This window comes from Edaphobacter sp. 12200R-103, from assembly GCF_010093025.1.
In the GTDB taxonomy this organism is placed as follows: Bacteria; Acidobacteriota; Terriglobia; order Terriglobales; family Acidobacteriaceae; genus Edaphobacter.
Genome location: NZ_CP048114.1, coordinates 2,956,898 through 2,979,566 on the forward strand (window position 1 = coordinate 2,956,898; position 22,669 = coordinate 2,979,566).

General features: G+C 59.2%; 21 protein-coding genes. 10 read left to right on the forward strand and 11 right to left on the reverse strand.

Annotated elements, in window-relative coordinates:
• Window positions 1-5: 5 nt before the first annotated feature.
• Window positions 6-3,347 carry a TonB-dependent receptor gene (locus GWR55_RS12280; RefSeq protein WP_162402521.1) on the reverse strand — a complete coding sequence of 1,114 codons (3,342 nt, stop codon included), beginning with the start codon at window positions 3,345-3,347 and terminating at the stop codon, window positions 6-8.
• Window positions 3,348-3,523: 176 nt separating this feature from the next.
• On the opposite strand from GWR55_RS12280, the gene GWR55_RS12285 reads away from it, so the two are divergent.
• Window positions 3,524-4,246 (forward strand): GntR family transcriptional regulator, encoded by a 723-nt coding sequence (locus tag GWR55_RS12285; protein ID WP_162402522.1) that lies wholly within the window; start codon window positions 3,524-3,526, stop codon window positions 4,244-4,246.
• Between the two features lie 60 nt (window positions 4,247-4,306).
• Window positions 4,307-6,208: a molecular chaperone HtpG gene (gene htpG, locus GWR55_RS12290; protein WP_162402523.1), complete on the forward strand. Its 1,902-nt coding sequence runs from the start codon at window positions 4,307-4,309 to the stop codon at window positions 6,206-6,208.
• Between the two features lie 66 nt (window positions 6,209-6,274).
• Here htpG and GWR55_RS12295 read toward each other — a convergent pair whose 3' ends face one another.
• The 5 genes from GWR55_RS12295 to GWR55_RS12315 all read right to left on the reverse strand — a co-directional run bounded on the left by GWR55_RS12295 (window position 6,275) and on the right by GWR55_RS12315 (window position 10,689).
• On the reverse strand, window positions 6,275-7,963 hold the full coding sequence (locus GWR55_RS12295) for a GMC oxidoreductase (protein WP_162402524.1): 1,689 nt from the start codon (window positions 7,961-7,963) through the stop codon (window positions 6,275-6,277).
• Window positions 7,960-8,568: a gluconate 2-dehydrogenase subunit 3 family protein gene (locus GWR55_RS12300; protein ID WP_162402525.1), complete on the reverse strand. Its 609-nt coding sequence runs from the start codon at window positions 8,566-8,568 to the stop codon at window positions 7,960-7,962. The genes GWR55_RS12295 and GWR55_RS12300 overlap by 4 nt, the downstream gene beginning before the upstream one ends.
• A gap of 95 nt (window positions 8,569-8,663) precedes the next feature.
• Window positions 8,664-9,236 (reverse strand): hypothetical protein, encoded by a 573-nt coding sequence (locus GWR55_RS12305; RefSeq protein WP_162402526.1) that lies wholly within the window; start codon window positions 9,234-9,236, stop codon window positions 8,664-8,666.
• A gap of 40 nt (window positions 9,237-9,276) precedes the next feature.
• A complete protein-coding gene (locus tag GWR55_RS12310; protein WP_162402527.1) occupies window positions 9,277-10,296 on the reverse strand; it encodes a hypothetical protein in 1,020 nt (339 codons plus the stop codon).
• A gap of 3 nt (window positions 10,297-10,299) precedes the next feature.
• Window positions 10,300-10,689: a PadR family transcriptional regulator gene (locus tag GWR55_RS12315; protein ID WP_162402528.1), complete on the reverse strand. Its 390-nt coding sequence runs from the start codon at window positions 10,687-10,689 to the stop codon at window positions 10,300-10,302.
• A 194-nt stretch (window positions 10,690-10,883) separates the two neighbouring features.
• On the opposite strand from GWR55_RS12315, the gene GWR55_RS12320 reads away from it, so the two are divergent.
• Entirely contained in the window at window positions 10,884-12,500 is a 1,617-nt protein-coding gene (locus GWR55_RS12320) for a sulfatase (RefSeq protein WP_162402529.1), read from the forward strand.
• Window positions 12,501-12,756: 256 nt separating this feature from the next.
• On the opposite strand, the gene GWR55_RS12325 is transcribed toward GWR55_RS12320, so the two are convergent.
• The 4 genes from GWR55_RS12325 to GWR55_RS12340 are packed head-to-tail and all read right to left on the reverse strand — an operon-like array spanning window position 12,757 to window position 14,373.
• The gene (locus GWR55_RS12325) at window positions 12,757-13,185 is read right to left on the reverse strand and encodes a DUF1801 domain-containing protein (RefSeq protein WP_162402530.1); all 429 of its coding nucleotides are present in this window, start codon (window positions 13,183-13,185) and stop codon (window positions 12,757-12,759) included.
• Window positions 13,182-13,622, reverse strand: coding sequence for a DoxX family protein (locus tag GWR55_RS12330; protein WP_238398380.1), 441 nt, complete (start codon window positions 13,620-13,622; stop codon window positions 13,182-13,184). Before GWR55_RS12330 ends, GWR55_RS12325 begins: the two co-directional genes overlap by 4 nt.
• On the reverse strand, window positions 13,619-14,050 hold the full coding sequence (locus tag GWR55_RS12335; RefSeq protein WP_162402531.1) for an SRPBCC domain-containing protein: 432 nt from the start codon (window positions 14,048-14,050) through the stop codon (window positions 13,619-13,621). Before GWR55_RS12335 ends, GWR55_RS12330 begins: the two co-directional genes overlap by 4 nt.
• Window positions 14,047-14,373: a helix-turn-helix transcriptional regulator gene (locus tag GWR55_RS12340; protein WP_162402532.1), complete on the reverse strand. Its 327-nt coding sequence runs from the start codon at window positions 14,371-14,373 to the stop codon at window positions 14,047-14,049. The genes GWR55_RS12335 and GWR55_RS12340 overlap by 4 nt, the downstream gene beginning before the upstream one ends.
• Before the next feature lie 178 nt (window positions 14,374-14,551).
• Between GWR55_RS12340 and GWR55_RS12345 the strand changes: the two genes are divergently transcribed.
• The 6 genes from GWR55_RS12345 (at window position 14,552) to GWR55_RS12370 (ending at window position 19,151) form a co-directional block, all read left to right on the forward strand.
• Entirely contained in the window at window positions 14,552-14,788 is a 237-nt protein-coding gene (locus tag GWR55_RS12345) for a hypothetical protein (RefSeq protein ID WP_162402533.1), read from the forward strand.
• Window positions 14,789-14,992: 204 nt separating this feature from the next.
• Window positions 14,993-15,772 (forward strand): hypothetical protein, encoded by a 780-nt coding sequence (locus GWR55_RS12350; RefSeq protein WP_162402534.1) that lies wholly within the window; start codon window positions 14,993-14,995, stop codon window positions 15,770-15,772.
• 10 nt (window positions 15,773-15,782) lie between these two features.
• Window positions 15,783-16,589: a tetratricopeptide repeat protein gene (locus tag GWR55_RS12355; RefSeq protein WP_162402535.1), complete on the forward strand. Its 807-nt coding sequence runs from the start codon at window positions 15,783-15,785 to the stop codon at window positions 16,587-16,589.
• Window positions 16,590-16,640: 51 nt separating this feature from the next.
• A complete protein-coding gene (locus GWR55_RS12360) occupies window positions 16,641-16,802 on the forward strand; it encodes a hypothetical protein (RefSeq protein WP_162402536.1) in 162 nt (53 codons plus the stop codon).
• 133 nt (window positions 16,803-16,935) lie between these two features.
• Window positions 16,936-18,243, forward strand: a complete 1,308-nt coding sequence (locus GWR55_RS12365) for a selenocysteine synthase (RefSeq protein WP_162402537.1) — start codon at window positions 16,936-16,938, stop codon at window positions 18,241-18,243.
• A gap of 200 nt (window positions 18,244-18,443) precedes the next feature.
• Window positions 18,444-19,151 carry an HAD family hydrolase gene (locus GWR55_RS12370; protein WP_162402538.1) on the forward strand — a complete coding sequence of 236 codons (708 nt, stop codon included), beginning with the start codon at window positions 18,444-18,446 and terminating at the stop codon, window positions 19,149-19,151.
• A 189-nt stretch (window positions 19,152-19,340) separates the two neighbouring features.
• Here GWR55_RS12370 and GWR55_RS12375 read toward each other — a convergent pair whose 3' ends face one another.
• Window positions 19,341-20,882, reverse strand: coding sequence for a CoA-acylating methylmalonate-semialdehyde dehydrogenase (locus GWR55_RS12375; RefSeq protein WP_162402539.1), 1,542 nt, complete (start codon window positions 20,880-20,882; stop codon window positions 19,341-19,343).
• A gap of 451 nt (window positions 20,883-21,333) precedes the next feature.
• On the opposite strand from GWR55_RS12375, the gene GWR55_RS12380 reads away from it, so the two are divergent.
• Complete coding sequence (locus GWR55_RS12380) at window positions 21,334-22,632, forward strand: ABC transporter permease (RefSeq protein WP_162402540.1); 1,299 nt, start codon at window positions 21,334-21,336, stop codon at window positions 22,630-22,632.
• The last annotated feature ends 37 nt before the right edge of the window (window positions 22,633-22,669 follow it).

Consider the following 22,669-nt stretch of genomic DNA (forward strand, 5'->3'; position numbering starts at 1 on the left):
TAGAACTAAAAGCCGTACTTGAAGGCCATCTGAATGACACGCGAGTCGTTGCCGACAGTCGAAGTGATGCGGCCGAATGTGGACGTTCCAAACGTCAGCCCAGGTTGCGCGAAATGGGCTTCGTTGAAGACATTGAAGACCTCAAAGCGAAAGTCCGCGTGTTGCGTCTCGGTGATCCAAAAGATCTTGAAGATGGAGGCGTCTGTCGTATTGAAGCCCGGTCCCACGACTGCGCCGCGCGGTTCATCACCCGACCTGCTGTTGTCGATCTTCGTTCCTGTCTTAGGAAGGGCGAAGCACGATGTATCAAAGAACGTTGTCGTGGTTCCCACATTCCGATTCGCATAATCGTTCGGATTGCACGTCATGTTGGGCCGGAAGGTCAGCGATTGCGCTGTGGTCGAAGAGTTCACCACCGTGAAAGGATTGCCCGACTGGGCTTGGAAGATACCGTTGATCTGCCAGCCACCGATCAGCAGACGCTCCGCTGCAGGCCTGCCTAGCAGACGCGGAAGCTCGTAGCCGAAGCTGAGTACAAAACGGTTGCGCGTATCGAAGAGCGAGTTCCCGCGCTCGCGCTCCATGGCACGATCGATGGAGGTCTGATCTCCGATCGTGACCGGTAGAACTGGGCGCGAGTCGTTTCCGATGTTCAGGCCGGAGACATTGTCGATCGACCGGCTCCAGGTATACGCCGCCGTGGCCGTCGCACGATGCCAGGTACGCAGCGTCCACTGCGCCTGCAGCGAGTCATACCAGCTGCTTGCTGCTGAAAACGTAGGTCGCGTCAGCCCGAGCGCGGGAAATACCGCGCGAGTTCCCGCAGCATAGGCGTTAATGGCTGACGTGGACGGAACCACATTTGTGGGGTTCACTTCGATAAAGACCGGAAGCTGGCTCGCACGCGTTCCGACATAGCCAACCTCAAAGCCCATCTGCGACGTGAACTGGTGCTCGATGCCCAGGTTGTAGTGCTGAACCCGAGGAGCCTTGTAGGAGTGCGGAAGGCTCCAGCCGATGAAGGTCAGTCCGGGAGGAAAGCCGACTGCTCCAGTCGAGACTCCCCGGTACGGATTAGAAAACCACTCTGAGCTTGCCGTGCTTCCCGGCCGCTGATAGAAGTCGATCTCCTGCAGCGGCTGAAACGGCGGCGCCAGCGTGCCGTTCTGGAAGAAGTCACCCTGCCCGGGCACCGTGTCGAAGTAGATCCCATAGGCCGCGCGAAATACTGTCCGGCCGTCGCCTGTGGGGTCGTAGATGGCGGCAAGTCGCGGCGAGACATTGTTCGTGTCTGCGTAATACGTCGCTGCCGGCGTCTCGCGATCACCGGGATAGACCAGTCCGAGCGGAGCATTTGGCTGCACCGTCGACTGCTGGCCCGGATGCAGCGCGGCCAGATGTCCTTTCGCTTCGGTGTAGGGCTGGTTGACCTCGTAGCGTGCGCCAGCAACGATCGTCAGCTTGGGGCTGAGGCGAAACTGGTCCTGCGCATACCCGGAGTAGGTCCACGAAGTTCCATTCATTGCCGGATCGCCCGATCCCTGCTGAAACATATACGGATACCCGAGCAGGAAATCGGCCAGAGCATATCCCGTGAAGTTGGCGTTGAAGGTAAATGCGCCGTTGGGCCGGTTGATATAGAGCAGGCCGATTCCGTCGCGGCGAACTTCGCCACCGAACTGGAGGGTGTGACGTCCCTTCGTCCATGTAAGGTCGTCCGAGATCGTGTCCACACTGTTCTTGCGCAACGCAAACGGCTGCTGGGCATCTCCCTGGGTGAAGTACCCGGTGACCAGAACATTCGGCAGACCTGCTGCCTGCGCGTTGGTGGAGTGGAAACTGTATCCCGCTGAGCTGAGATCAACTCCGCTGGTCTGATTGGGCTTGCCGTTGATCCACTGCCGCGCATATCGGGCGACGTTGATCATGCGCGCGTTGATCACCCATGTGTCAGACCCCATGGCGTCCTGCAGGGTCATCAACTGACGATTGCCTGCCGGTGCAAAGTTCGATGGCGTGATCGGACCGAAGAGATTCTGGTGCGACCGCATGTAGCGGCCAAGCAGCGCGTGGGCCCCCACCTTCAGGTCGACGCGCACACCACCCATGTCGCGGTTATCGATATTCGGCGGCGCCGCGGTGTAGTAGTTGCCGGGGGCGTTGGGGAGTGGAACGGAGTTGCTGAGCAGGTACGCGCTGACAGGGCTGATGCGCGCCGGATCGATGACATTCGCACGCCCCTGATACGAAAACTGCTGGCCCGTTGTAGGATCGATGATCTTCGTGGAGAGCTCTGAGAAATCGCCCCGCCGCATCGCCGCGCTCGGCACCGGCTGATTCAACACATTGCTGGTCGCATCCTTCAGCCGGAAGCCCTCGTAGAAGCCGAAGACAAACAAGCGATCACGAAGGATCTTTCCTCCCGCCGTTCCGCCAAACTGATTCTGCTGGTAGTTCGGCTTCGTCTTTGCGAAGTAGTTCTTCGCGGCCAGTGCAGCCTCACGGTTGAACTCCCACACGCTGCCGTGCCAGTTGTTCGTTCCGGAACGAGTGACGACATTCACAATGGCGCCCGCGCTCCTGCCGTACTGCGCGTCGTAAGAGTGCGTCATGATCTTGAACTGCTCGATCGCATCCGGCGGAGGCCGCATGACAAAGCCGCTGTTGAACGAGTCGTTGTTTGGAGCGCCGTCCAGCAGAAAGCTGTTCGACTGATTGCGCATTCCATTTACGTTGAAGCTTCCAGTCGTGTTGCCAAAGCCACCCGGGGTAGCGTTTCCATTCGCGCCGCCCAGCGCTGCAGGAGCAGCAATGACGCCGGGGATGAGCGTCCCAAGCTGTGCGAAGCTGCGTCCATTCAGAGGAAGATCGACCACGGCCCGATGGTTCACCACGGTGCCCAGCGTTGCATTACCGGTCTCCACCAGCGGAGCACCTCCTGTCACGGTCACCTCTTCAACGACGACGCCTAGCTGCAGATGCACATCAACACGCGAGGTTCCGTTGACCTGCACCTCGACCTTCTCCACGCTCGTCGTCTTAAAACCCATGGCCATGGCCTTCAACCGGTAGATCCCGGGACTCACCAGGGGAAAGGCATACGCGCCATCACCGCCGCTCATCGCCGTCCGCTCGGCCGCAGTAGCCGCGCTGGTCAGCTTTACCTCCACGCCGGACACCACCTGCCCTGCCGGATCGTAGACGACTCCAGAGACCTGGCCCGCAGCCTGCGCGAGCAACAGACGCCCGCCACACAGAGACACCACCATCAAAACGAGTGGAAGAAACAGACGAGCAGAACCTGCAGGCAAATATCGCCGGAAGCGGGTCTTAAATGCTTCACGCATAGCACCACTCTAGATGCAAAGAGAGAGGTGCAAAGAGCTGTATCGCCTACATGGCAAGGCGGTACACCAGCGATGCAGAATCGGTATACCGATTGCATTTGCCCGAATACCGCAGGGCTGCTTCCAGGGATTTATCCTAGAGAAGGCTGACACCTCAGCTCCCCCGGGGACTCGCAATGGAAAGCATCGTAGAAACCCTCTACCGCAGACTCCGCCAGGACATCGTCGAGTGCGAGCTGACGCCCGGGCGCGCCTTCTCCGAGACCGAGTTCGGCCGTCTTTACAATGCAAGCCGCACTCCCATCCGCGAGGTCTGTCGCCGGCTGGAACATGACGGCCTCATCCGCATCATCCCCTTCCGCGGCTACCGCATCGCACCTCTCTCCGTAGCCGAGTTTCACGATCTCGAAGAGTTGCAGCTCATCTTCGAACCCGAAGCCGCTGCACTGGCGGCAGAGCGGGCCAGCGAGGAAGAGATCGCCGAGATGAAGAAGCTCGCCACGTATGAGTATCGCGTCGGCGACCGCTCCAGCTATCGCGAGTTTATCCAGACCAACTATCAGCTCCATACCCTGATCGCGCAGTCCACCCGCAACATGCGCCTGCTCGACGTTGTCAGCAACGCCCACGTTCGCCTGATGCGCTTCTTCTACCTCGGTCTGCCGTTTGACTCTTACGGCCCCGCGCTGGTCGCAGAACACATCCGCCTTGTCGATGCTATCGCCAGCCGGAATGTCACTGACGCACGGCATTACGCAGGCGAGCACATCCGCCAGGCGATGGAACGCAGCGCCAGCATGTTGATGAACGCCATTCGCTTCGGCGAGGCTGTCTTTGGCGCCAACCAATCGCTCGAAGGCACGATTCCCCATGCGGCTGCAGGGGTTCGTCGCCCGTAAGCCGCTTCCTCACCGCTGCTTCTACCCTTCGCCCCGGCATTTAGCGATAATGAATCTGCTATGTCCAAGCAACAATTTCAGACTGAAGTCAGCCAACTCCTTCACCTCATCGTCCACTCGCTCTACTCTCACCCGGAGATCTTTCTCCGCGAACTGATCTCCAACTCCTCCGACGCGCTCGACAAGCTGCGGCACCTGACCCTGGTCGACGAAAAGTACAAGGCTCTCGTCGGCGATGGTATCGATTCGCCGCGGATCGACCTCGAGCTGAACGAGGAGGCCAAAACCCTCACCATCTCCGATACCGGAATCGGCATGAGCGAGGAAGACCTTGTCTCGCACCTCGGCACCATCGCCCGTTCCGGAACAAAGAACTTCCTCTCGCAGCTCTCCGGCGACGACCGCAAGGACTCCAACCTGATCGGCCAGTTCGGCGTGGGTTTCTATTCCGTCTTCATGGTGGCCGACAAGGTCGAGGTCACCTCGCGCAAGGCGGGCGAAGACAAGACCTTCCGCTGGACCTCCGACGGCAAGACCGGCTTCGACATCGAAGAGGTCACAGGCGCAGCCGCACGCTCTTCCGCGGGCACGACCGTCCTCATCCACTTCAACGAAGAGGGCTCGCAGTACGCCAACAGCTACCGGTTGCAGGAGATCGTCAAGAAGTACTCCAACCACATCGCGTTCCCGATCTTCCTTACCTATGACAAGAGCGAGTGGAACGCCGAGAAGAAGGAGTCTGAGAAGAAGCGCGTCACCGAGCAGGTCAACGCCGCCAGCGCCATGTGGCAGCGGTCCAAGTCCGAGCTGACCGACGAGGACTACAAGGAGTTCTATAAGTCCATCACCGGCGACTGGGAAGATCCGCTCTTCTGGTTCCACACCCGCGCCGAGGGCAATCTCGAGTACACCACTCTGTTCTACATCCCGGCGAAGGCCCCCATGGACCTCTACCAGGTCGATTACAAGACGGGCGTCAAACTCTACGTGAAGCGCGTCTTCATCATGGACGACTCCAAGGAGCTTCTGCCGCCATACCTCCGTTTCGTGCGCGGCATCATCGACTCCGAGGATCTCCCGCTCAACGTCTCGCGAGAGATCCTGCAGCAGAACCGCATCCTCACCACCATCAAGACCGCGAGCGTCAAGAAGATCCTCTCCGAGCTGAAGTCCATCTCCGAGAACGACAAGGAGAAGTATGCAAAGTTCATCGCCGAGTACAACCGTCCTCTGAAGGAAGGTCTCTACGGCGACTTCGCTAACCGCGAGACGCTGCTCGAACTGATCCGCTTCAAGTCGACCAGGGCAGAAGGCCTCACCAGTCTGGCCGAGGCGAAGTCGCGCATGCAGCCTGAGCAGAAGGCGCTCTACTACATCACCGGCGGCACCGAGAACATGCTGCGCAACTCGCCCTTGCTCGAGATCTACAAGAAGAAGGACATCGAAGTCCTGATCCTCGACGACGACATCGACGAGATTGTCTTCTCCACGATCGACAAGTACGGCGACACCGACCTGAAGGCCGTCAACAAGGGAGCCGCCAGCGAGGACCTGAAAGACGAAACCGCGCCCGAGAAGGCTGCCGAAAAGGCCGAAGCTCTCAAGCCTCTGCTCGAAAAGATCAAGGCCACGCTCGGCGACGCCGTCAAAGAGGTTCGCCCCTCCGCACGTCTCGCCGACAGCCCTTCGGTCATCGTCTCCGACGAGGACGAACCCTCCGCACGCATGCGCCAGATGATGCGCGCCATGGGCCAGAAGGAGATGCCCGAGCCCTCGCCTACACTCGAGATCAACCCCGATCACGAGATCATCCAGAAGCTGCTCGCCGACCCCAGCAACGGCAGGGTAGAAGACGCGGCCTGGCTGCTCTTCGATCAGGCCCTGCTGCTTGAAGGCGTGCCGCTAAAGGACCCGGCAACCTTCGTGCAGCGCCTCAACCGCGTGCTGAATCAGTCCATCTGAACGCATTTCATGACAGACAAGAACGCCTCCCCTAAAGGGAGGCGTTCTTGCTAACTGAATCAAGGTCTACAACTCACCCTTCTTCATCTGCCCCACGGCATAGTCACAGGCTCTCGCCGTCATTGCCATGTACGTCAGCGAAGGATTCTGGCAGGCAGATGACGCCATGAACGAACCGTCCGTGATGAACAGGTTCTTCACGTCATGCGCCTGGTTCCACTGGTTCAGCACCGAGGTCTTCGGATCGCGTCCCATGCGGGCGCTTCCCATCTCGTGAATGCACTCGCCCGGCAGCGATGGCGTTGTCATCAGGGTAATGTCTTTGGCGCCGGCCGCATCCAGCATCTCCGCCGCGCTGTTCATCGCGTCTTTGAAGATGGCGAGCTCATTCTCGCGCCACTTATGGCTGATGTTCATCGTGGGAATACCCCAGGCGTCAACCTTCTCGCGGTTCAGCTGCATGCGGTTCTCCGGATTCGGAAGGCACTCACCCCATGCGCCAAAAGTGAACCGCCAGGGTCCGGGAGTACGCAGCTGATGCTTGAAGTCCGCGCCGAAACCTGCCATCTCACTGCCCCGTCCCCAGTCCTCGCGCCCGGCTCCTCCCTGGTAGCCGTAGCCGCGCACGAAGTCCGGATGCTTCTCCTTGACGTTACGGAACCGCGGCATATAGATGCCGTTGGGGCGGTTGCCAAGCTGCTGGCGATCCAGATTTCCCGGCATGACGCCGCTGGCCCCAGCGTGGAAGATGTGGTCCATCAGGTTACGCCCCACCTGATCGCTGGAGTTGGCAAGGCCGTTGGAGAACTCCGGTGTCGCAGAATTCATCAGGATGCGCGCCGACTCGAGCGTCGATGCGCAAAGGAAGACGACCTTCGCGTGGAACTCCAGACTCTCTCTGGTGTTTGCGTCGATCACGCGTACGCCCGAAATGCGCCGCGTCTGTGGATCGAAGATCAGGCTGTGAACCACGCTGAACGGACGCAGCGTCATCTTGCCCGTCGCCTCGGCCGCAGGCAGGGTGGAATGGATGCTGCTGAAGTACGAGCGCGTGATGCAGCCGCGTCCGCACGGCCCGCAGTAGTGGCAGGCTGCGCGTCCGCGATGAGGCACGGTCAGGATCGCTGTGCGGCCGATGGTCAGGCAGCGATCGGGAAACTTTTGCGCCACCACTTTGCGCATATCGAGCTCGGCGCAGTTCATCTCAAACGGCGGAAGAAACTTGCCATCGGGCAACTGCGGCAGGCCCTCCGCCTGTCCACTGACGCCGATAAAGTCTTCTACGTAGTCGTACCAGGGCTCGATATCCTTGTAGCGAATCGGCCAGTCAACGCCGTGGCCGTCCTTCAGGTTGGCCTCAAAATCAAGGTCGCTCCAGCGATAGCTCTGCCTTCCCCACATGACCGAGCGGCCTCCGACATGCCGTCCACGAAGGAACAGATAAGGCTGATCCTTCGGTGTGGTGTATGGGTTCTCAAGATCGTTGACGAAGAACTTGGCGTTCCACTCGTCCGCGATGTGCCTCTGCATCGGCTGGTACACCTTCTCGTACTGCCTGTCGCGCATGCCGCGAAACTTCACGTCCCACGTCGGCACGTGCTCCACGTAGTCCCGCTCGGGCACAATCGTCTGCCCGGCCTCGAGCACCAGCGTCTGCATACCCTTCTCGGTCAACTCTTTGGCCGCCCAGCCGCCCGAAATGCCGGAGCCGATCACGATTGCGTCGAAGTTGTTCGCCTGTCCAATGACGTTCATTGCTGCACCACCTTCAGCGGAGCGCAGCCCGCGTGTTCGGGAGGAATAATCGACCTACCCAGTTCCTTTTGAAATCCAATCTGCGAGGTGTAATAGCCAGTCAGCGTCAGCTTCTTCATCGTGTAGAAGAAGTTCACCGGAATCGGCTTCGTCTGTTGCGGGATCGAGACATGGCTTCTGGTCACCCTCTTCCGCAGCTGCGCGGCATAGTCCATCGCCTCAGCGTCCAGCCCCTTCATCAACTCCGTCTGCTGTTCCGGCGAGCAGGCGACGAAGGCCTTTCCGAACTTCTTTTTGCTACCTGCATCCACATCAGCCAAACCGCTCAGAAACTCCTTCGTCTCAGCGGGCTCGTACCACTCCGTCAGTAGAAGATCGATGAACTCAGGCACGCCCACTTCCTTTGCTCCAGGAGTATCGGTTGTGGGGATGATCCTCTCTGCGAGCGTAGCTACGGTCTCATGCTGATGAGCATCCAGGGTTCTAAAGCGTATGGTGCCCGCTGCCTTCGCATTCGCCTCTTCCAATATTGCCAGCGCCTCACGCGGAAACGCCGAGATCGCTGCTGTTGAACCTAACAATTTCAAAACATCGCGCCGTTGCATACTTGTCTCCGACTCCAGCGGGCCATTTTACATGCTCAAGACAACTACTCCGCAACCCTGCACTTTGTTGAGGATTAAAGCAAGCCCGGATCACTTCAGTGGGCTTGCTTTTCACCAGCCTTCATCGCCTCCCGCAACTTCCGCTCGCCGTCCGCGCTTAGGTACTTGCAATCCAGCTGCAGAAAAACAGACGTATACGGCACCGTCATCGTAGTCTTGAGCACCAGCACCTTGTAGGTCTTTGCGGTCTCGCTGACCTTGTCCAGGATCTCTGCATGCGGAAGCGACTGTACCGTGTACGGCTTCAGCACCTTCTGCAGCCCCTCACGATACGCGCTCACGTTTGCGTAATCACTGGAGGGGACATAGGGCAGTTCGGCATCCAGAAAGACCAGGGGTCGTACGTGGATCGAGTGCGAAATCGCCCAAAGCACGGCTCGCGTGACCGCCAGCTGATCTTCCCCGGTCTCGACTGTTTCGACTCCGGGCGATATTTGTAGCGGATACGCCGAATCGACGATCAGGATCCAGTTGCGATGGCCCAGCAGCGGAAGCTCCTGCCGCAGCGTCGTCTGCCAGTCAGGCTTCCCCGCCTGCGCGTTTCCATCTTGCGAAGGAAGACCGCAAACCAATAGTAGCAATAGCGCAATAAGACCTCTCTTCCGCATGCAAACCTCTCCGGCCACACATCATCGCACGCGGAGCTTGTCACAGCACAGCAGCAAAGTGAGCGCGTTGCCGGTGCTGCCGGGCTGAGATCTCCTTCCAGAGATCCCATCCGAACTTCACCACTGCAAAGGCAAGCGCGATCTTGAAGCCAAACGCGATTCCCGCGTTCACCCCCTCGAGCGAAGACAAGTTCGTCAGGGACGTTCCCGGAACCGCAACAAACAGACTCCGCACCTGGACCATGACCACCAGGATCATGACGCCCAGCGCGCTGACAGCCAGCCGGATCCACCCGCGCGCATGGCGCAACGATGGCAGCAGAGTCAATGCCTTCAAAGGAACCATCGCGATCATCAGACCGACGATCTGCCAGTAGAAGACGTGCCACTCGGGCGTAAGCGCGAACGGCATTCCATGCAGAAGCTTCACTCCGGGCCCCAGCAATAGATAGGGATGATCTGGTATCGCCAGCAACCAAACCACCAGCAGCACGCTCACAATCAGGTCGGCCACGCTGTTGGCGCACGAATACCTCTTGCCTTCTGCCGCTTCCAACGAGGGAAGATTTCGCACGCTCCACTTCGGCAGCGTCATCTTGGGGAACAGGCTTCCCTGCCCATACTCGAACGCAGCAAACCCCAGCGTCATAACGCCCCAGAAGGTCAGCGCCACTCCGGGAAAGTGCCCCAGCGCAGCGCCGAGCCGATGCCCCATATCGCCTGCATTCTGCGAGGCGAGGAGCATACCAACCACCTGCACGACTGCGTAAGCCAGCACCACCAGCGGGAAGCTGCGCTTCAGCGTGTACCAGTACACGGGAAACAGCGTAGGCCCGATCAGGAAATGCTGCGAGCCATAGCGAGATGCCACCATCACCGGCATCCCATGCGCTTCGAGGATTGCGGCTACCTCGGTCTCGGTCAGGTCACGCCCTATCTCCTCTTCCTGTGATTCGATCTCCGATTCGAGATTCGACCTCAGCTCGGCCAGCATATCCTTCCGGCCTCTCCGCGGAAGGTGCTCCTCAACCGCTTGCAGATAACGCTCCAGCAGTTCCATGTCTTATCTCTCCTTCTGGACGATGCGGGTTATTGAGTCATTGATCCGGTTCCACTCTGCCAGCAGCAGCCGGAAGATCCGCGCTCCCTCTGGCGACAGCCGATAGAAGCGCTTCTTGCGCCGATCCTCCTCGCGCCACTCGCTTGTCAGCAGTCCCTGTGTCTCCAGTCTGCGAAGCAGCGGGTAGAGGGTGCTCTCTTCAATCTCCAGCCCGGCTTCAGCCAGCGATTTACGCAGCGTATATCCGTAATGCTCCTGCTCGAGCTGGGCGAGCACTGCCAGCACCAGGCACCCCCGTCTCAGTTCCAGCCGCAGCGACTCAAAGAGCTCGCCGCCTGCGGATTCTTCGCCCGATATCGCGGATGAGGAAACGGTTTGAGTAGGGTAGCTCATACTGTATGGAACATACTGTATGACAAACAGTGTGCGCCGTCAAGTATTCATGAACAAGAAATCCCACCCGGGGGTGATCTTCATTCCTTTGAACACCTTGGACAAAGTCACCATCCGGATGATCTGCTATTGAGATTCGAAAAGTCGATTACGACAGGTCCGTGCGCGGGACCCCGCCACACTCCGGAGAGTCAATGCAACGAAGAAACTTCCTCAAGATCGCAGGCATGACCACCATGTCGGCACTCGCCTCACGTCCCTCTCTCGCACAGGCCACGTCTTCAGAAAAGCCGAACATCATCGTCTTCATCTCCGACCAGCACCGCTACGGACTTAGCAAAGCGCACGGCTACGCTGCTGATACCAGCCCGACGCTGGATGCGCTGGAGCAGACCGGCGTCTCGTTCGAGAAGAACTACTGCACGGCCCCGCTCTGCGTCCCCAGCCGCATCTCCATGCTGACCGGGCGATGGCCGGTGGCGCACCACGTCCGCATGAACCTCCAGGCCAAAGACGCCTTCTTCAGCAAGGACATGTACCAGGTTGCGAAGGAGCACGGCTATCGCACCGGGCTCGCCGGCAAGAACCACACCTACCTGAAGGAAGGCGATCTGGACTACTGGCGCCCGTACAGCCACGACTCCGGCCCCATCGACGCAAGTTCGCACCCGCAGTCAGCCGAGTTCGAAAAGTGGCTCAAAGGTCTGCACTACAACGTCGCCGAAGAGCCCTCGCCGTATCCGCTGGAGACACAGCTCACCTATCGCATCACCAGCGACGCCATCCGCTTTATCGAAGAGAACGGCGACCAGCCCTTCCTCCTGCAGGTCAGCGTTCCCGAGCCGCACGACCCCGAGCAGGTTCCCGCTCCCTACTGGAACATGTTTCCGCCCGAGAGCGTCCCCGCCCGCTGCGCCGGGCCAGAGGCACTCGCCGCGATGGGTCCGCGCGGCCAGTGGGAGTACAAACTCCAGCAGGACAACTTCCCTGACACGGAAAAGCAGTGGCGGCGCTACGTATCCAACTATCTCGGCGCACTGCGTATGATCGACGACCAGCTCAAGCGCCTCACGGACTTCCTCGACCAGAAGCAGCTCACGCGCAAGACGCTCGTCGTCTTCACCGCCGATCACGGCGACTACCTGATGGACTACGGGCTTGGCCGCAAGGGAGTCGGCCTCTACGAAGATCTAACCCACACCCCCCAGGTCTGGTGGGGATACAAGGTGAAGCACACCTCGGTCGGCAGCTCCGTCTTCACCTCGATGGCTGACCTTATGCCGACCTTCTGCGAGGCCATGGGTGCCGAGATCCCCGCCGGCGTGCAGGGCCGAAGCCTGTTGCCTCTGCTGCAGGGAGAAGAGTATCCCGCCCAGGAGTTCCGCAGCATCACCTCGAGCGCTGGCGTGGGCGGTCTCTACTACGAAGATGAAGATCACATCCCCACCACCATCGCCTCCGACAAAAACCACGCCGGCGGGTGGGACGAGCTCAACAAGGTGACGCAAAGCGGTAATCAGAAGATGGTCCGCATGGGCGACTGGAAGCTGGTCTACGATTCGCTGGGCTACGGCGCCCTCTACAACCTGAAGGATGACTCTTGCGAGCTGCACAATCTCTTCGGAGATGCGAAGCATAAGGACATCCAGGCATCGCTCATGGCCGAGCTCGCCATGTGGGACATTCGCCTTGAAGACACGCTGCCCACCGGCCCGCAGAACGGCAAGTACCAGACCAAGTGGCCGCGACGTCATAACTGGTACACACCCTACCGTCACGGCAGCATGATACCCAGCGCCTTCATCCCATAGCGCCCGACTCAACATGCAGCACAACCGGGCCGATCTATCTACACAGTACAAAAAACAAGGTCGCTTCCAATTTCACCGAGGTTCCATTCAGGCGGCCTCGGTGTTTTTCTCGTCGTGAAGGCTGAGCCGCCAAGAAGCGAATCCCTCCTCAGGGCTATCCTGAGCGGAGTGCGTCAGCGCGTAGCAACTCGTCGCGATGATGTATCTCTGAGACAAACGCGATGGGAATTGGAGCCATCTATGTGGATCACACTACCTAGCCTGTCTGCTTATTGCTCGCCCGCTGCGGTCTAGCCTTCTTCTTGCTCTCTATATTTAATGCAACGGCAGATCGAATAAGGTCCTTCAACGCAGCCTCGTCGATCCTCTCGCCCTGGCGAATGTCGATCGCGCGCCTCACATTGCCCTCGAGGCTGGAATTGAACAGCCCGGCAGGATCGCGCAGCGATGCTCCCTTTGCAAATGTCAGCTTTACAACGTTCTTGTACGTCTCTCCCGTGCAAACAATACCTTCGCGGGAAAAGATCGGCGTTCCCATCCACTTCCACTCTTCCACGATCTCAGGATCCGCCTCGTGAATCATCTCGCGGACGTTCGCCAGTGTCTCTCCGCGCCAGTCGCCAAGCTCCCTGATCTTCTGGTCGATCAGAAAAGAGGTGGTTTCGACCGTAGCAGGCTTTTTCATAGAAGCTCCGCCAATGGCGCATTCTTTCCGATGCGCGCGGCATAACTGGCATCTGCAATCTGCAAACGGCGCCAGAAGAAGTACGAAATGCACCAGAGAACCCCGGTTCCAGCCGCCCATCCCCACGCTGCTATGCCATCCCCTGCTGCCAGATGCGCAATCAACGCCGAGACAAGTGTGATCCCGAAACCCGCATAGGCCCACTCCTTCAGCCGTGCAGGAACAAACGGAATCAGCAGCGCAGCCAGTCCTGCAAACTTCGCCCAGGACAGCTCGACACGAAAGTAGGCTGGAAAGCCGAGGTGCGCAAATGCTTCAGCCACCTGCGGAAGCCGCAACTGCGCATATGCCGTAAAGCCCATCTGCAGCGCGAACAGCGCCGTCGAGATCCAGAATCCCAGAACGACGCTCCTCGAAAGTTTCTCGGGTTGGCTCACGCGGCACCTCCATCCAGCAGACGCTCCAACCCATCGAAGAAGCGCTGCCAGCCATACTTTGCGCCACCGTAGGCCTGCTGCTGATCCGCACGGAAGCCGGAGTGCTCCATGCGAAGATGCGTGCCGCCCTCTGCCGGAGTCAGCGTAAACAGCACCACACTCTCAAGCCCCAAGGCGTTCCAGCTATACGAGAGCCGCTTCAACGGATCGACCACCATCACCTCGCAATCGATCAAGCCATCCCACTGCGCCATCGGCTCTGATCGGAACTGAAACTTCTTTCCGGCAACCGGCTCAAAGTCATTCTTCAGCAGCCACTGCGCCATCAGCGGGCTCTCTGTCAGCGCACGCCACAGCTTCTCCGGAGGATGAGAGAAGACCCTCTCGATCATCAGCGTACGCGTCGTTGTCTCAGTGGAATTGCTCATGGTTCCATCCTTTCCAGAAGTGCCTCAAGTCGATCAAACCTCTCATGCCAGAACGCGCCATACAGCTTAAGCCAATCCGCCACGTGCGCAAGCGCCGCCGGTTGCGCACGATAATGCGTCTCCCGCCCGTCGCGCCGATGCTGCACCAGCTTCGCTCGCTTCAGCACCGTAAGGTGCTTGGAGACCGCTGGCTGAGAGACGTCCGCATACCGGGTCAGTGCGTGCACAGTCTGCTCACCCTGCCGGATTAGCTCCTCGAAGATGGCCCTTCGTGTGGGATCGGCAAGGGCGCGAAAGACGTCATTGGCAGCAGTTGGCTTCACACCAAAACCATAACCATACGGTTATGGATTGTCAAGCCCGTCCTATTGCAATCACCCGACAAGATAAACTTTGCAACGCTGGCCGACATGCTTCCCCGAGGAGTAGAGTTTCACGGCGCCAGGAATGGTAAGCGAATTGCACCCTGTACCGGCGTAGAGCAATGCGAAGGAGGTTCCCATGCTCGTTTTGAAATATTTCGTCGGTGTCCTGATCTTCTGCGGTGTGTTTTTACTCGGAAAATCCATGATCGAGCACAGCAAGGAGTGGGCCTCCACCCTCGCGCTCAGAGGCCGCCACAGTGAGCCCTCTCTGACGCAGCGTAAGATCTTCGTTTACTCCGGAAGAATCTTCCAGTTAGTCGCGGTGATCTTCGGGTTCATCGACGCTGTCTCGGTCCTTGTGCTGGTCTTCTAAGTTTGCTTCCAAGTACAGAGATCCAGACCCGGCCAACCGCCGCACATGAGCATCAACGATAGTCGCCTTCGGGAGGAATACCGCACAAGCGTATCCTCCCGAATTGCATTGTAAGTCCAGCGGATCATTCTCTCCAGCGCAGCTTCTGCAAACCCGCATTCCACCCGGCTCTTCGCTAAACTGGAAGAGTCCCACGGAAGCCGCATGCCAGCCGAACTCATCCTCCAGCAGACCCCCGACCAGGCCGCACTGATCGAAAGGCGCGAGCAACTCGCCACCGTGCGCAGCCGCCTCGCGGAGAGTGAGGCCGAACTCGCGCAGCTCCGCGGCCGGCTCAGGACCTTCGAGACCCGTTACCTGCGTCACGTCGGTGTGCTCTACGCAGAGCTCGACGACCTGGAGGCGCGCATCGCCGAGCGCGAGGTCGATCTCTACGACTCCGACTCGGCCCGTCAGCGCGCAGCCGAGGCTCGCCGCCAGGCACAGGAGACTCACGACGCCGCCTTTGCCGCCGCGCATGAGGCCGAAGAGGCCGATCCTCCGCCCAGCCTCAAGACACTCTTTCGCGAGGTCGCCCGGCGCATCCATCCCGACTTCGCTCGCGACGAAGCCGAGCAGAAGCACTTCACCCTGCTGATGGCGCGCGCCAACCAGGCCTATCGTCGCGGCGACGCCGACCTCCTCGAGCGCATGCTCGACGACCATCGCGAAATCCACGCCTCCATCGCGGGCGAAGGCCCTGCAGCCGAGTTGCTGCGCATCACACGCCAGATCCGCCACGCCGAGCGCGACATCGCCAACCTCGAAGCCGAGCGCCAAACCCTGCTCTCCAGCGAGATCGCGCAGCTGCACCTCGAGGCCGAAGCCGCCACGCGCGAGCACCGCGACATGCTCGCCGAGCTCGCCACCAGCCTGCGCGAGCAGATCGCCGATGCCCGCTACCGGCTGGAGTTCGTCAACCGGCAGGTCAACGCGCAGCGATGACACAGCGACCATGAGCGATCAGCCCACCAGAAACGAAGGCGCAAAAGGCGGCCTGCAGCACACCCCCACCGGCTCCGGCCTGTCGCTGCACTCTGCGCGCTCCGGCATCATCGCGCGCGGACGTCGCGACGCAGCAAACGCCGCCACCAATCCGCATTACATCCAGGCACTCGCCGCCTACAACGCCGGCAACTTCAGCGACGCCGCTGCGGGTTTCCAGCTCGCCGCCCAGCAGGGACACGCCGAATCGCAATACCTTCTGAGCACGATGTACGACGAAGGCAACGGCGTCCCTCAAGACCCCGGCCAGGCCGCACACTGGGAGCGTAAGGCCGCCGAGCAGGGCCACGCCTACGCACAGGCGAACCTCAGCTTCCGCTACTATACTGCCGGCAACTTCGAAGAGGCCTTCGCCTGGTGCCAGCGCGCCGCCTACAGCAACCTCGCCTGGGCGCAGTACAACCTCGGCCTGATGTATCGCAAAGGCGAAGGCGTCGCGCCCAGCAACACTGAGGCCGCCTACTGGTATCGCCTGGCCGCTACCCAGAACTACCCCGAAGCCCAGCAGAAGCTGGCAGACCTCTACTACCTCGGCGCCGGAGTTCCCATCAACTACGCACAGGCGGCACAGTGGTATCGCCGCGCCGCTGAACAGGGCAACGCAGAAGCCCAGTTCCAACTCAGCCATCTCTACGCCACCGGCCAGGGCGTCGAGCACGACTACACGCAGTCACGCTACTGGATCCGCCAGGCCGCTCAGCAGGGTCACGAACAGGCAATACGCGAACTCAAGCGCCGCGAATACCGCGACCCGTAGCCCTCGGAGCAGGGACAGTCGCTCGTCGGTTTAATCCCTGCGGAGGTCCATTTGCGGAATCTCGATTTCAGTTCTCTGCATGCGCTCATCACCACACTTCTGAGCCTTGCGGTCATTACGTCGATCGGCGTCGTTATCCGCCTGCTCACGATGGTCACGATTCCTGTCCCGCGCAGCTTCGCGAACAGATTGCGGTGCGCCCTATATGGCTAATTGCCTATGACGGATTGTTCTCAGTGTTCTAGTATGTTCTCCTCCGTTCGGTAATATCAGCGGTGCAGTCCCAAATCAATAACCTGTGTTGCCAGAGGCAGGAGTGTTCGCTGCTTAAAGAAAGGTGATTCCAATGTCGAATTCTCAAAGCGAGACAAAGATTACCCGGAGAGGCTTTCTCCGCACCCAGGCCGCGTTGGCGGCAGCAGCAGCGGTTCCCATGCCTGCGCTCGCGGCAGCGCCCCATACAAAATCCGCAGCAGGCGTGGACTATTACGACAAACTCGGCGTGCAAACGTTCATCAATGCAGCAGGCACCTACACCAACCTCAGCTCGGCCTGTATGCCGGAGTCTGTGCAGGAAGCCGTTGCGCTCGCCGCCAAGAAGTGGGTGCGTATCCAGGAGCTGCAGCAAAAGGGAGGTGCCTACATCGCCAACCGTCTCAAGGCCGAGGGTTGCTGCATCACCGCCGGAGCAGCCTCGGCGATTACGATGGCCGCAGCGGCCTGCATTCAGGCGGCCAACAACTGCCGGCCGATCGACATTCCGCGCCTCATCGGCACGCCCCAATACCCGAAGAATGAGATCATCACGCAGACCCCGTATGGATACGACGAGGGGATGGTCCTCTGCGGCGCGAAGATCGTGGTCGTAAACACGCTTGAGGAGTACAAGCGCGCCTTCAACGAGAACACCGTGATGACCAACCACGAAAACGCAGCCGAGGTGGTGAAGATCCCCGTGGAAGACTGGTTGGCCGTGGCGAAAGAACACGGCGTTCCCTGCCATCTCGATGCCGCAGCAGACATGCCGCCGATCTCGAACCTGTGGACACTTGCTGAAAAGTGGGACCTGGTCTGCTTCTCCGGCGGCAAGGGCATTCGTGGCCCGCAGAGCGCGGGTCTGTTGCTGGGCAAGAAGAAGTACACCGACCTCGCCAACGCCATGCTGCCTCCGGTGGAAGGAGTAGCGCGCGGCATGAAGGTGGCCAAGGAGCAGCTCGTCGGCATGGTGGCAGCGGTGGACTGGATCCTCTCGCAGACCGACGAAGGCCTGTTCAAGGAATCCAACGACCGTCTCGCCGTGATGTCCTCGATGGTGAAAGATATTCCAAGCGTGAAGACCCGCGTGATCGTCCCTGCGGTCGCCAACCACTACCCCCAACTGGTAGTGGAGTTCGACCCCAAGGTGATCGGAGCAACGCCGCGAGAGATCAGGGCGCGACTCGCCACCGGAAGTCCGGCAATCGAGATCAATCCGCACACAGGCTCCACGAGGGCTTCGCAGGGCGTGGACCCCATGCCGAATGCGCTCGTCGTCACCGCAATGTTGCTCTTCCCCGGCCAGGACAAGATCGTAGGCGAACAGCTCCGCAAGGTGCTCAAAAATCCCAAGTCCGTGGGGACATACGATCCTGCGGTCAAACTGAGTAGAGGCTAAACCGGATGAGCCATGCTGGCGGGGACAGGTACTGATCTGTCGCCACAAGGCCTGGCTCTCAGCTTTGACATTGACGTATAACTGTCATCTTTCGAAGTCTTATACCGCACGAATGAAGTTCGTTCCATAGCCACGGATCCACACGAACGCACTCCCACCTCTAATCCGCATCTCAATATCTGACATCGGGGAGGCTCTTCATGGTCGAAGCCGTACTGTGCGATATCGATGGCACCCTCGTTGAGAGCAACTGGCTTCACGCCGCAGCATGGAAGGATGCCTTCGAGGTAGCTGGAATCAATCTCGATATCGAGACAATCCGCCGTCAGATAGGCAAGGGAGGCGACCAGCTCATCCCGGTCTTCGTTCCCTTCTGGCGACGGCGCATCCTCGAGGAGCCGCTCGAAACGTACCGCAAGTTGCTCTTCAGGACGCAATATCTGGACCACGTCCATCCCTTCGCCAACACCCGCGAGCTCTTCCATCGCTTTAAGAAGGCGGGCATCCGGACTGCGCTCGCATCCTCCGCCAGCAAGGAGGAGCTTGAGACCTATAAGGCCCTCACTCGCATCTCTGATCTCGTCGATGTGTCCATCACCGCAGATGACGTCAACCACTCCAAGCCTCGCCCCGATGTCTTCGAGGCTGCACTCCATCAACTCCGGTCCAGCCCAGCTCATGCCCTCGCCCTCGGCGACACCCCCTGGGATGCGGAATCGGCGGGAAAGATCGGCGTGCGCACCATCGGTGTAACCACTGGCGGCTGGACGTCCCAAGAGCTATACGATGCGGGATGCATCGAGGTCTATAAAGACATCTCCGAGCTGTTTGAAAACTTCGACCGCAGCGCTTTCATGACCCTTTCTCTGACGGTCAAGCGAAAGGTTCCTTATCCCATTGGGGCATAAGCATTTGGCGAATTGTACTGCCAAATACTTTCTCAATAGACAGGGTGAGAGCGGAGGATCTGCTTCATCCTGTAAAGGCAAAAAGCCCGGACCTTCTCGCCCGGGCTTTTTGCCTTACTCTTTATATTTTCAATAGTCTGCAGGCAGGTGTCCGCCGCTAAACTATTTATTTATAATACGTTGCACGAATTACCCCAAGGTAGGCATGCTCGTATCCACACCCTCACGAAGGCCGGTTGGCCAGCGCGCTGTCACCGTCTTGATGCGGGTGTAGAACCGTACGCCCTCAGGGCCATAGATCGAGTAATCGCCGAAGAGCGACCGCTTCCATCCACCGAAGCTATGGAACGCCATCGGCACCGGAATCGGAATATTGATCCCGACCATCCCAATCTGAACATTGTTCGCAAACTCGCGTGCTGTATCGCCGTCGCGCGTGAAGATTGAGGTGCCGTTGCCGAACTCGTGCTCGTTGATCAGCTCCAGCGCCGTCTTGAAGTTGTTGACGCGAAGGAGACCAAGCACAGGCCCGAAGATCTCTTCCTTGTAGATCACCATCTCCGGCTTCACATGATCGAAGAGCGTTGCTCCCAGGAAGAAACCGTCTCCCTTCGGCAGCGCGCCCTCGCGGCCGTCCACCACCAGTTCTGCGCCTTCGGCCTTGCCCTTGTCGAGGTAACCGCGCACGCGGTCCAGGTGAACCTTCGTCACCAGCGGCCCCATGTCAGAGCCGTTCTCCATTCCCGGCAGCACCTTCAGCTTCTCAATACGCTCTGCGACCTTCACCCGCAACGCATCTGCCGTCTCATGTCCGACCGCGATCGCAACAGAGATCGCCATGCAGCGCTCGCCTGCAGCACCGTAAGCGGCGCCCACCAGAGCGTCCGCTGCCTGGTCCATGTCCGCATCGGGCATTACGATCATGTGGTTCTTCGCCCCGCCCAGAGCCTGCACGCGCTTGCCGTGCGAAGTGCCCTTGGTATAGACATATTCCGCAATCGGAGTCGATCCTACAAAGCTGACTGCCTTTACATCCGGATGCTCCAGAATCCCATCCACGGATTCCTTGTCGCCATGCACGACATTGAAGACTCCATCGGGAAGTCCAGCCTGCTTCAGCAACTCGGCGATCAGAACGGCGGCGCTCGGGTCGCGCTCGCTCGGCTTCAGCACAAAAGTATTGCCGCAAGCCAGAGCAATCGGGAACATCCACATCGGAACCATCGCCGGGAAGTTGAACGGCGTGATGCCGGCCACAACGCCCAGCGGCTGCCGCATCGACCAGCTATCCACATCGGAGCCAACCTTCTCCGAGAACTCGCCCTTCAGCAGATGCGGAATTCCGGCAGCGAACTCGACCACCTCAAGTCCACGCATCGACTCGCCCTTCGCGTCGGAGAAGACCTTGCCGTGCTCGGAGGTGATGATCTCACCGATCTTGTCCATATTCTTCTCAAACAGCTCGCGGAACCGGAACATGACACGCGCACGCCGCAACGGCGGCATCGCCGACCATGCGGGGAAAGCCGCCTTTGCCGCCGCAATCGCCTGATTCAGCTCAGCGCTGTTCGCCAGCGGAACCTTCGCCTGCACTTTTCCCGTCGCCGGGTTGTACACATCGCCAAAGCGCCCCGACGTGCCCGCGACCTTCTGGCCGCCAATCCAATGGGTTATCTCGCGCAGCGCGGCGTTGGCGCTGCTGGTCTCTGATGCGATTGCGGTCGATGACATGGTCTAAACCTCGATTTTTGAAATGATGCGTGACTGACTCTCTGCGCCTTCCAAAATAGTCTCAGAATTGCTGCATCGTCAAACGTCATTGCATAATACTCAATGATCTTAGAATTTTGCAGCGGGTGCCCCTCTTACAGATTGGCGTAAACACTTTTAAAATAAAGACTTAGACTGCATTTCCCTTCCAGCAATATCTTTTTGCCTGAGGAAACCAAATATCCGTAGCAAGGAGTCCCCATATAGTCTCCCAAAGCCCCGTGCAAAAGACGATCCTCTCACCTTGCTTTACAACATACGGGAGTGTCGTTGCTCACGGAATGGCGAGGAAAACCGCATCTCGTTCAGGATCGAGTTGGAGACAGTCACTTCGCGAAAGCCTCTCGCAAGTAGCAGAAATGACCGCACCGCTGCGATACTAAAAGAGCGTCTAATTCTTTTGGAAGCAGCGATGGCCACCGCAGATCTCCCCAAACCCGCTGAGACACCCAAATCGAGGGTGAGCACCTTCGAGCGAACGCTGCAGAGCGCCCGCTCGACGATGATGTTCAGCGAGGTGGTCAAGCTCGCGATCGACAGCTTCAAGGCCAGCAAGGTTCGGTTCCTTCTGACCATGCTGGGCATGATCATCGGTTCGGCATCCATCATCCTGGTCTATACCCTCGGTCTTACTGGCAAGGACTATGCCATAAACCTCATCTCGTCCATTGGGCCGAACATGATCGAGATGATGTACAACGGCGGAAGCTTTGTGGGGCCTGACAATACCAGCACACCTGACTTCCTGACACGCGATGACATGAATGCTGTCATGGAACAGGTTCCCGGTATTGTGGCATCGTCCCCCATGCTCGAAGATCATGATCGGATCAGTCTTCCGGGCGGGATTGTAAAGGACACGATGATCCTTGGGGTTTCGCCCCAGTACAAGCGGGTGCGCAACCTGGCCGTCCTGGCGGGGCGTTTTTTTGACGATCAGGATGCGATAACTCACGCTAAGGTAGCAGTCATCGTCCTTCCTTTTGCCCAGATGCTATTCGGCGGCGCACAGGCTGCGGTCGGCCGCTCCATCAGTATCAAGGGAGTCCCATTCACTGTTATAGGGGTCTTCAAAGAGAGCGTCGAGACCTTCGGTCAGTCGGAGATCAGCGATCAGACGACCCTGATCCCGTATCCCGTTGCACGTTACTTCACCGGCACTGACAACGTGAAGCAGATCTTCTTCACGATGAAGGATTCCAGCATGGTAATCCCGGCATCGGCAGAGATCCTCCAGATCATCAAGAATCGGCATCGAGCTACCTCGGTCTACACCGCTTTTAACCTCACCCAGGTCCTGAGCGTGATGGCACAGATTGCCACGATGCTTACCATCGTGCTGACTTTAGCTGCTGCCATCACCCTCATCGTCTCCGGAGTCGGCATCATGAACAGCATGCTGGCCAATGTGCAGTCCCGTTTCCGTGAGATCGGCATCCGCAAAGCCCTCGGGGCTACCAGCCACGAGATTCGACTTCAGTTTCTCACCGAAGCAGTCTTCCTCTCGCTCAGCGGGGGTCTCATTGGCACCATCCTTGGCCTTGCGCTTCCTCTCTCCGTAAGCCTGCTCACGCCGTTCAAGATCCCGGTTTCGCCATGGTCCGCCGTGATAGCGCTCGGAACCTCGGTCGCGGTCGGAGTCCTCTTCGGCACACTTCCGGCCAATCGCGCGGCGCGTCTCGACCCTGTCCAGACCCTTAAATACGAGTAAGAAGGGCGAGCCGGCAGTCGCATCTGCCGACTCTCAC

Coding starts and splice junctions, on each gene's coding strand:
- GWR55_RS12280 (WP_162402521.1), bottom strand. CDS start 3,347: ATGCGTGAAGCATTTAAGACCCGCTTCCGGCGATATTTGCCTGCAGGT.
- GWR55_RS12285 (WP_162402522.1), top strand. CDS start 3,524: ATGGAAAGCATCGTAGAAACCCTCTACCGCAGACTCCGCCAGGACATC.
- htpG (WP_162402523.1), top strand. CDS start 4,307: ATGTCCAAGCAACAATTTCAGACTGAAGTCAGCCAACTCCTTCACCTC.
- GWR55_RS12295 (WP_162402524.1), bottom strand. CDS start 7,963: ATGAACGTCATTGGACAGGCGAACAACTTCGACGCAATCGTGATCGGC.
- GWR55_RS12300 (WP_162402525.1), bottom strand. CDS start 8,568: ATGCAACGGCGCGATGTTTTGAAATTGTTAGGTTCAACAGCAGCGATC.
- GWR55_RS12305 (WP_162402526.1), bottom strand. CDS start 9,236: ATGCGGAAGAGAGGTCTTATTGCGCTATTGCTACTATTGGTTTGCGGT.
- GWR55_RS12310 (WP_162402527.1), bottom strand. CDS start 10,296: ATGGAACTGCTGGAGCGTTATCTGCAAGCGGTTGAGGAGCACCTTCCG.
- GWR55_RS12315 (WP_162402528.1), bottom strand. CDS start 10,689: ATGAGCTACCCTACTCAAACCGTTTCCTCATCCGCGATATCGGGCGAA.
- GWR55_RS12320 (WP_162402529.1), top strand. CDS start 10,884: ATGCAACGAAGAAACTTCCTCAAGATCGCAGGCATGACCACCATGTCG.
- GWR55_RS12325 (WP_162402530.1), bottom strand. CDS start 13,185: ATGAAAAAGCCTGCTACGGTCGAAACCACCTCTTTTCTGATCGACCAG.
- GWR55_RS12335 (WP_162402531.1), bottom strand. CDS start 14,050: ATGAGCAATTCCACTGAGACAACGACGCGTACGCTGATGATCGAGAGG.
- GWR55_RS12345 (WP_162402533.1), top strand. CDS start 14,552: ATGCTCGTTTTGAAATATTTCGTCGGTGTCCTGATCTTCTGCGGTGTG.
- GWR55_RS12350 (WP_162402534.1), top strand. CDS start 14,993: ATGCCAGCCGAACTCATCCTCCAGCAGACCCCCGACCAGGCCGCACTG.
- GWR55_RS12355 (WP_162402535.1), top strand. CDS start 15,783: ATGAGCGATCAGCCCACCAGAAACGAAGGCGCAAAAGGCGGCCTGCAG.
- GWR55_RS12365 (WP_162402537.1), top strand. CDS start 16,936: ATGTCGAATTCTCAAAGCGAGACAAAGATTACCCGGAGAGGCTTTCTC.
- GWR55_RS12370 (WP_162402538.1), top strand. CDS start 18,444: ATGGTCGAAGCCGTACTGTGCGATATCGATGGCACCCTCGTTGAGAGC.
- GWR55_RS12375 (WP_162402539.1), bottom strand. CDS start 20,882: ATGTCATCGACCGCAATCGCATCAGAGACCAGCAGCGCCAACGCCGCG.
- GWR55_RS12380 (WP_162402540.1), top strand. CDS start 21,334: ATGGCCACCGCAGATCTCCCCAAACCCGCTGAGACACCCAAATCGAGG.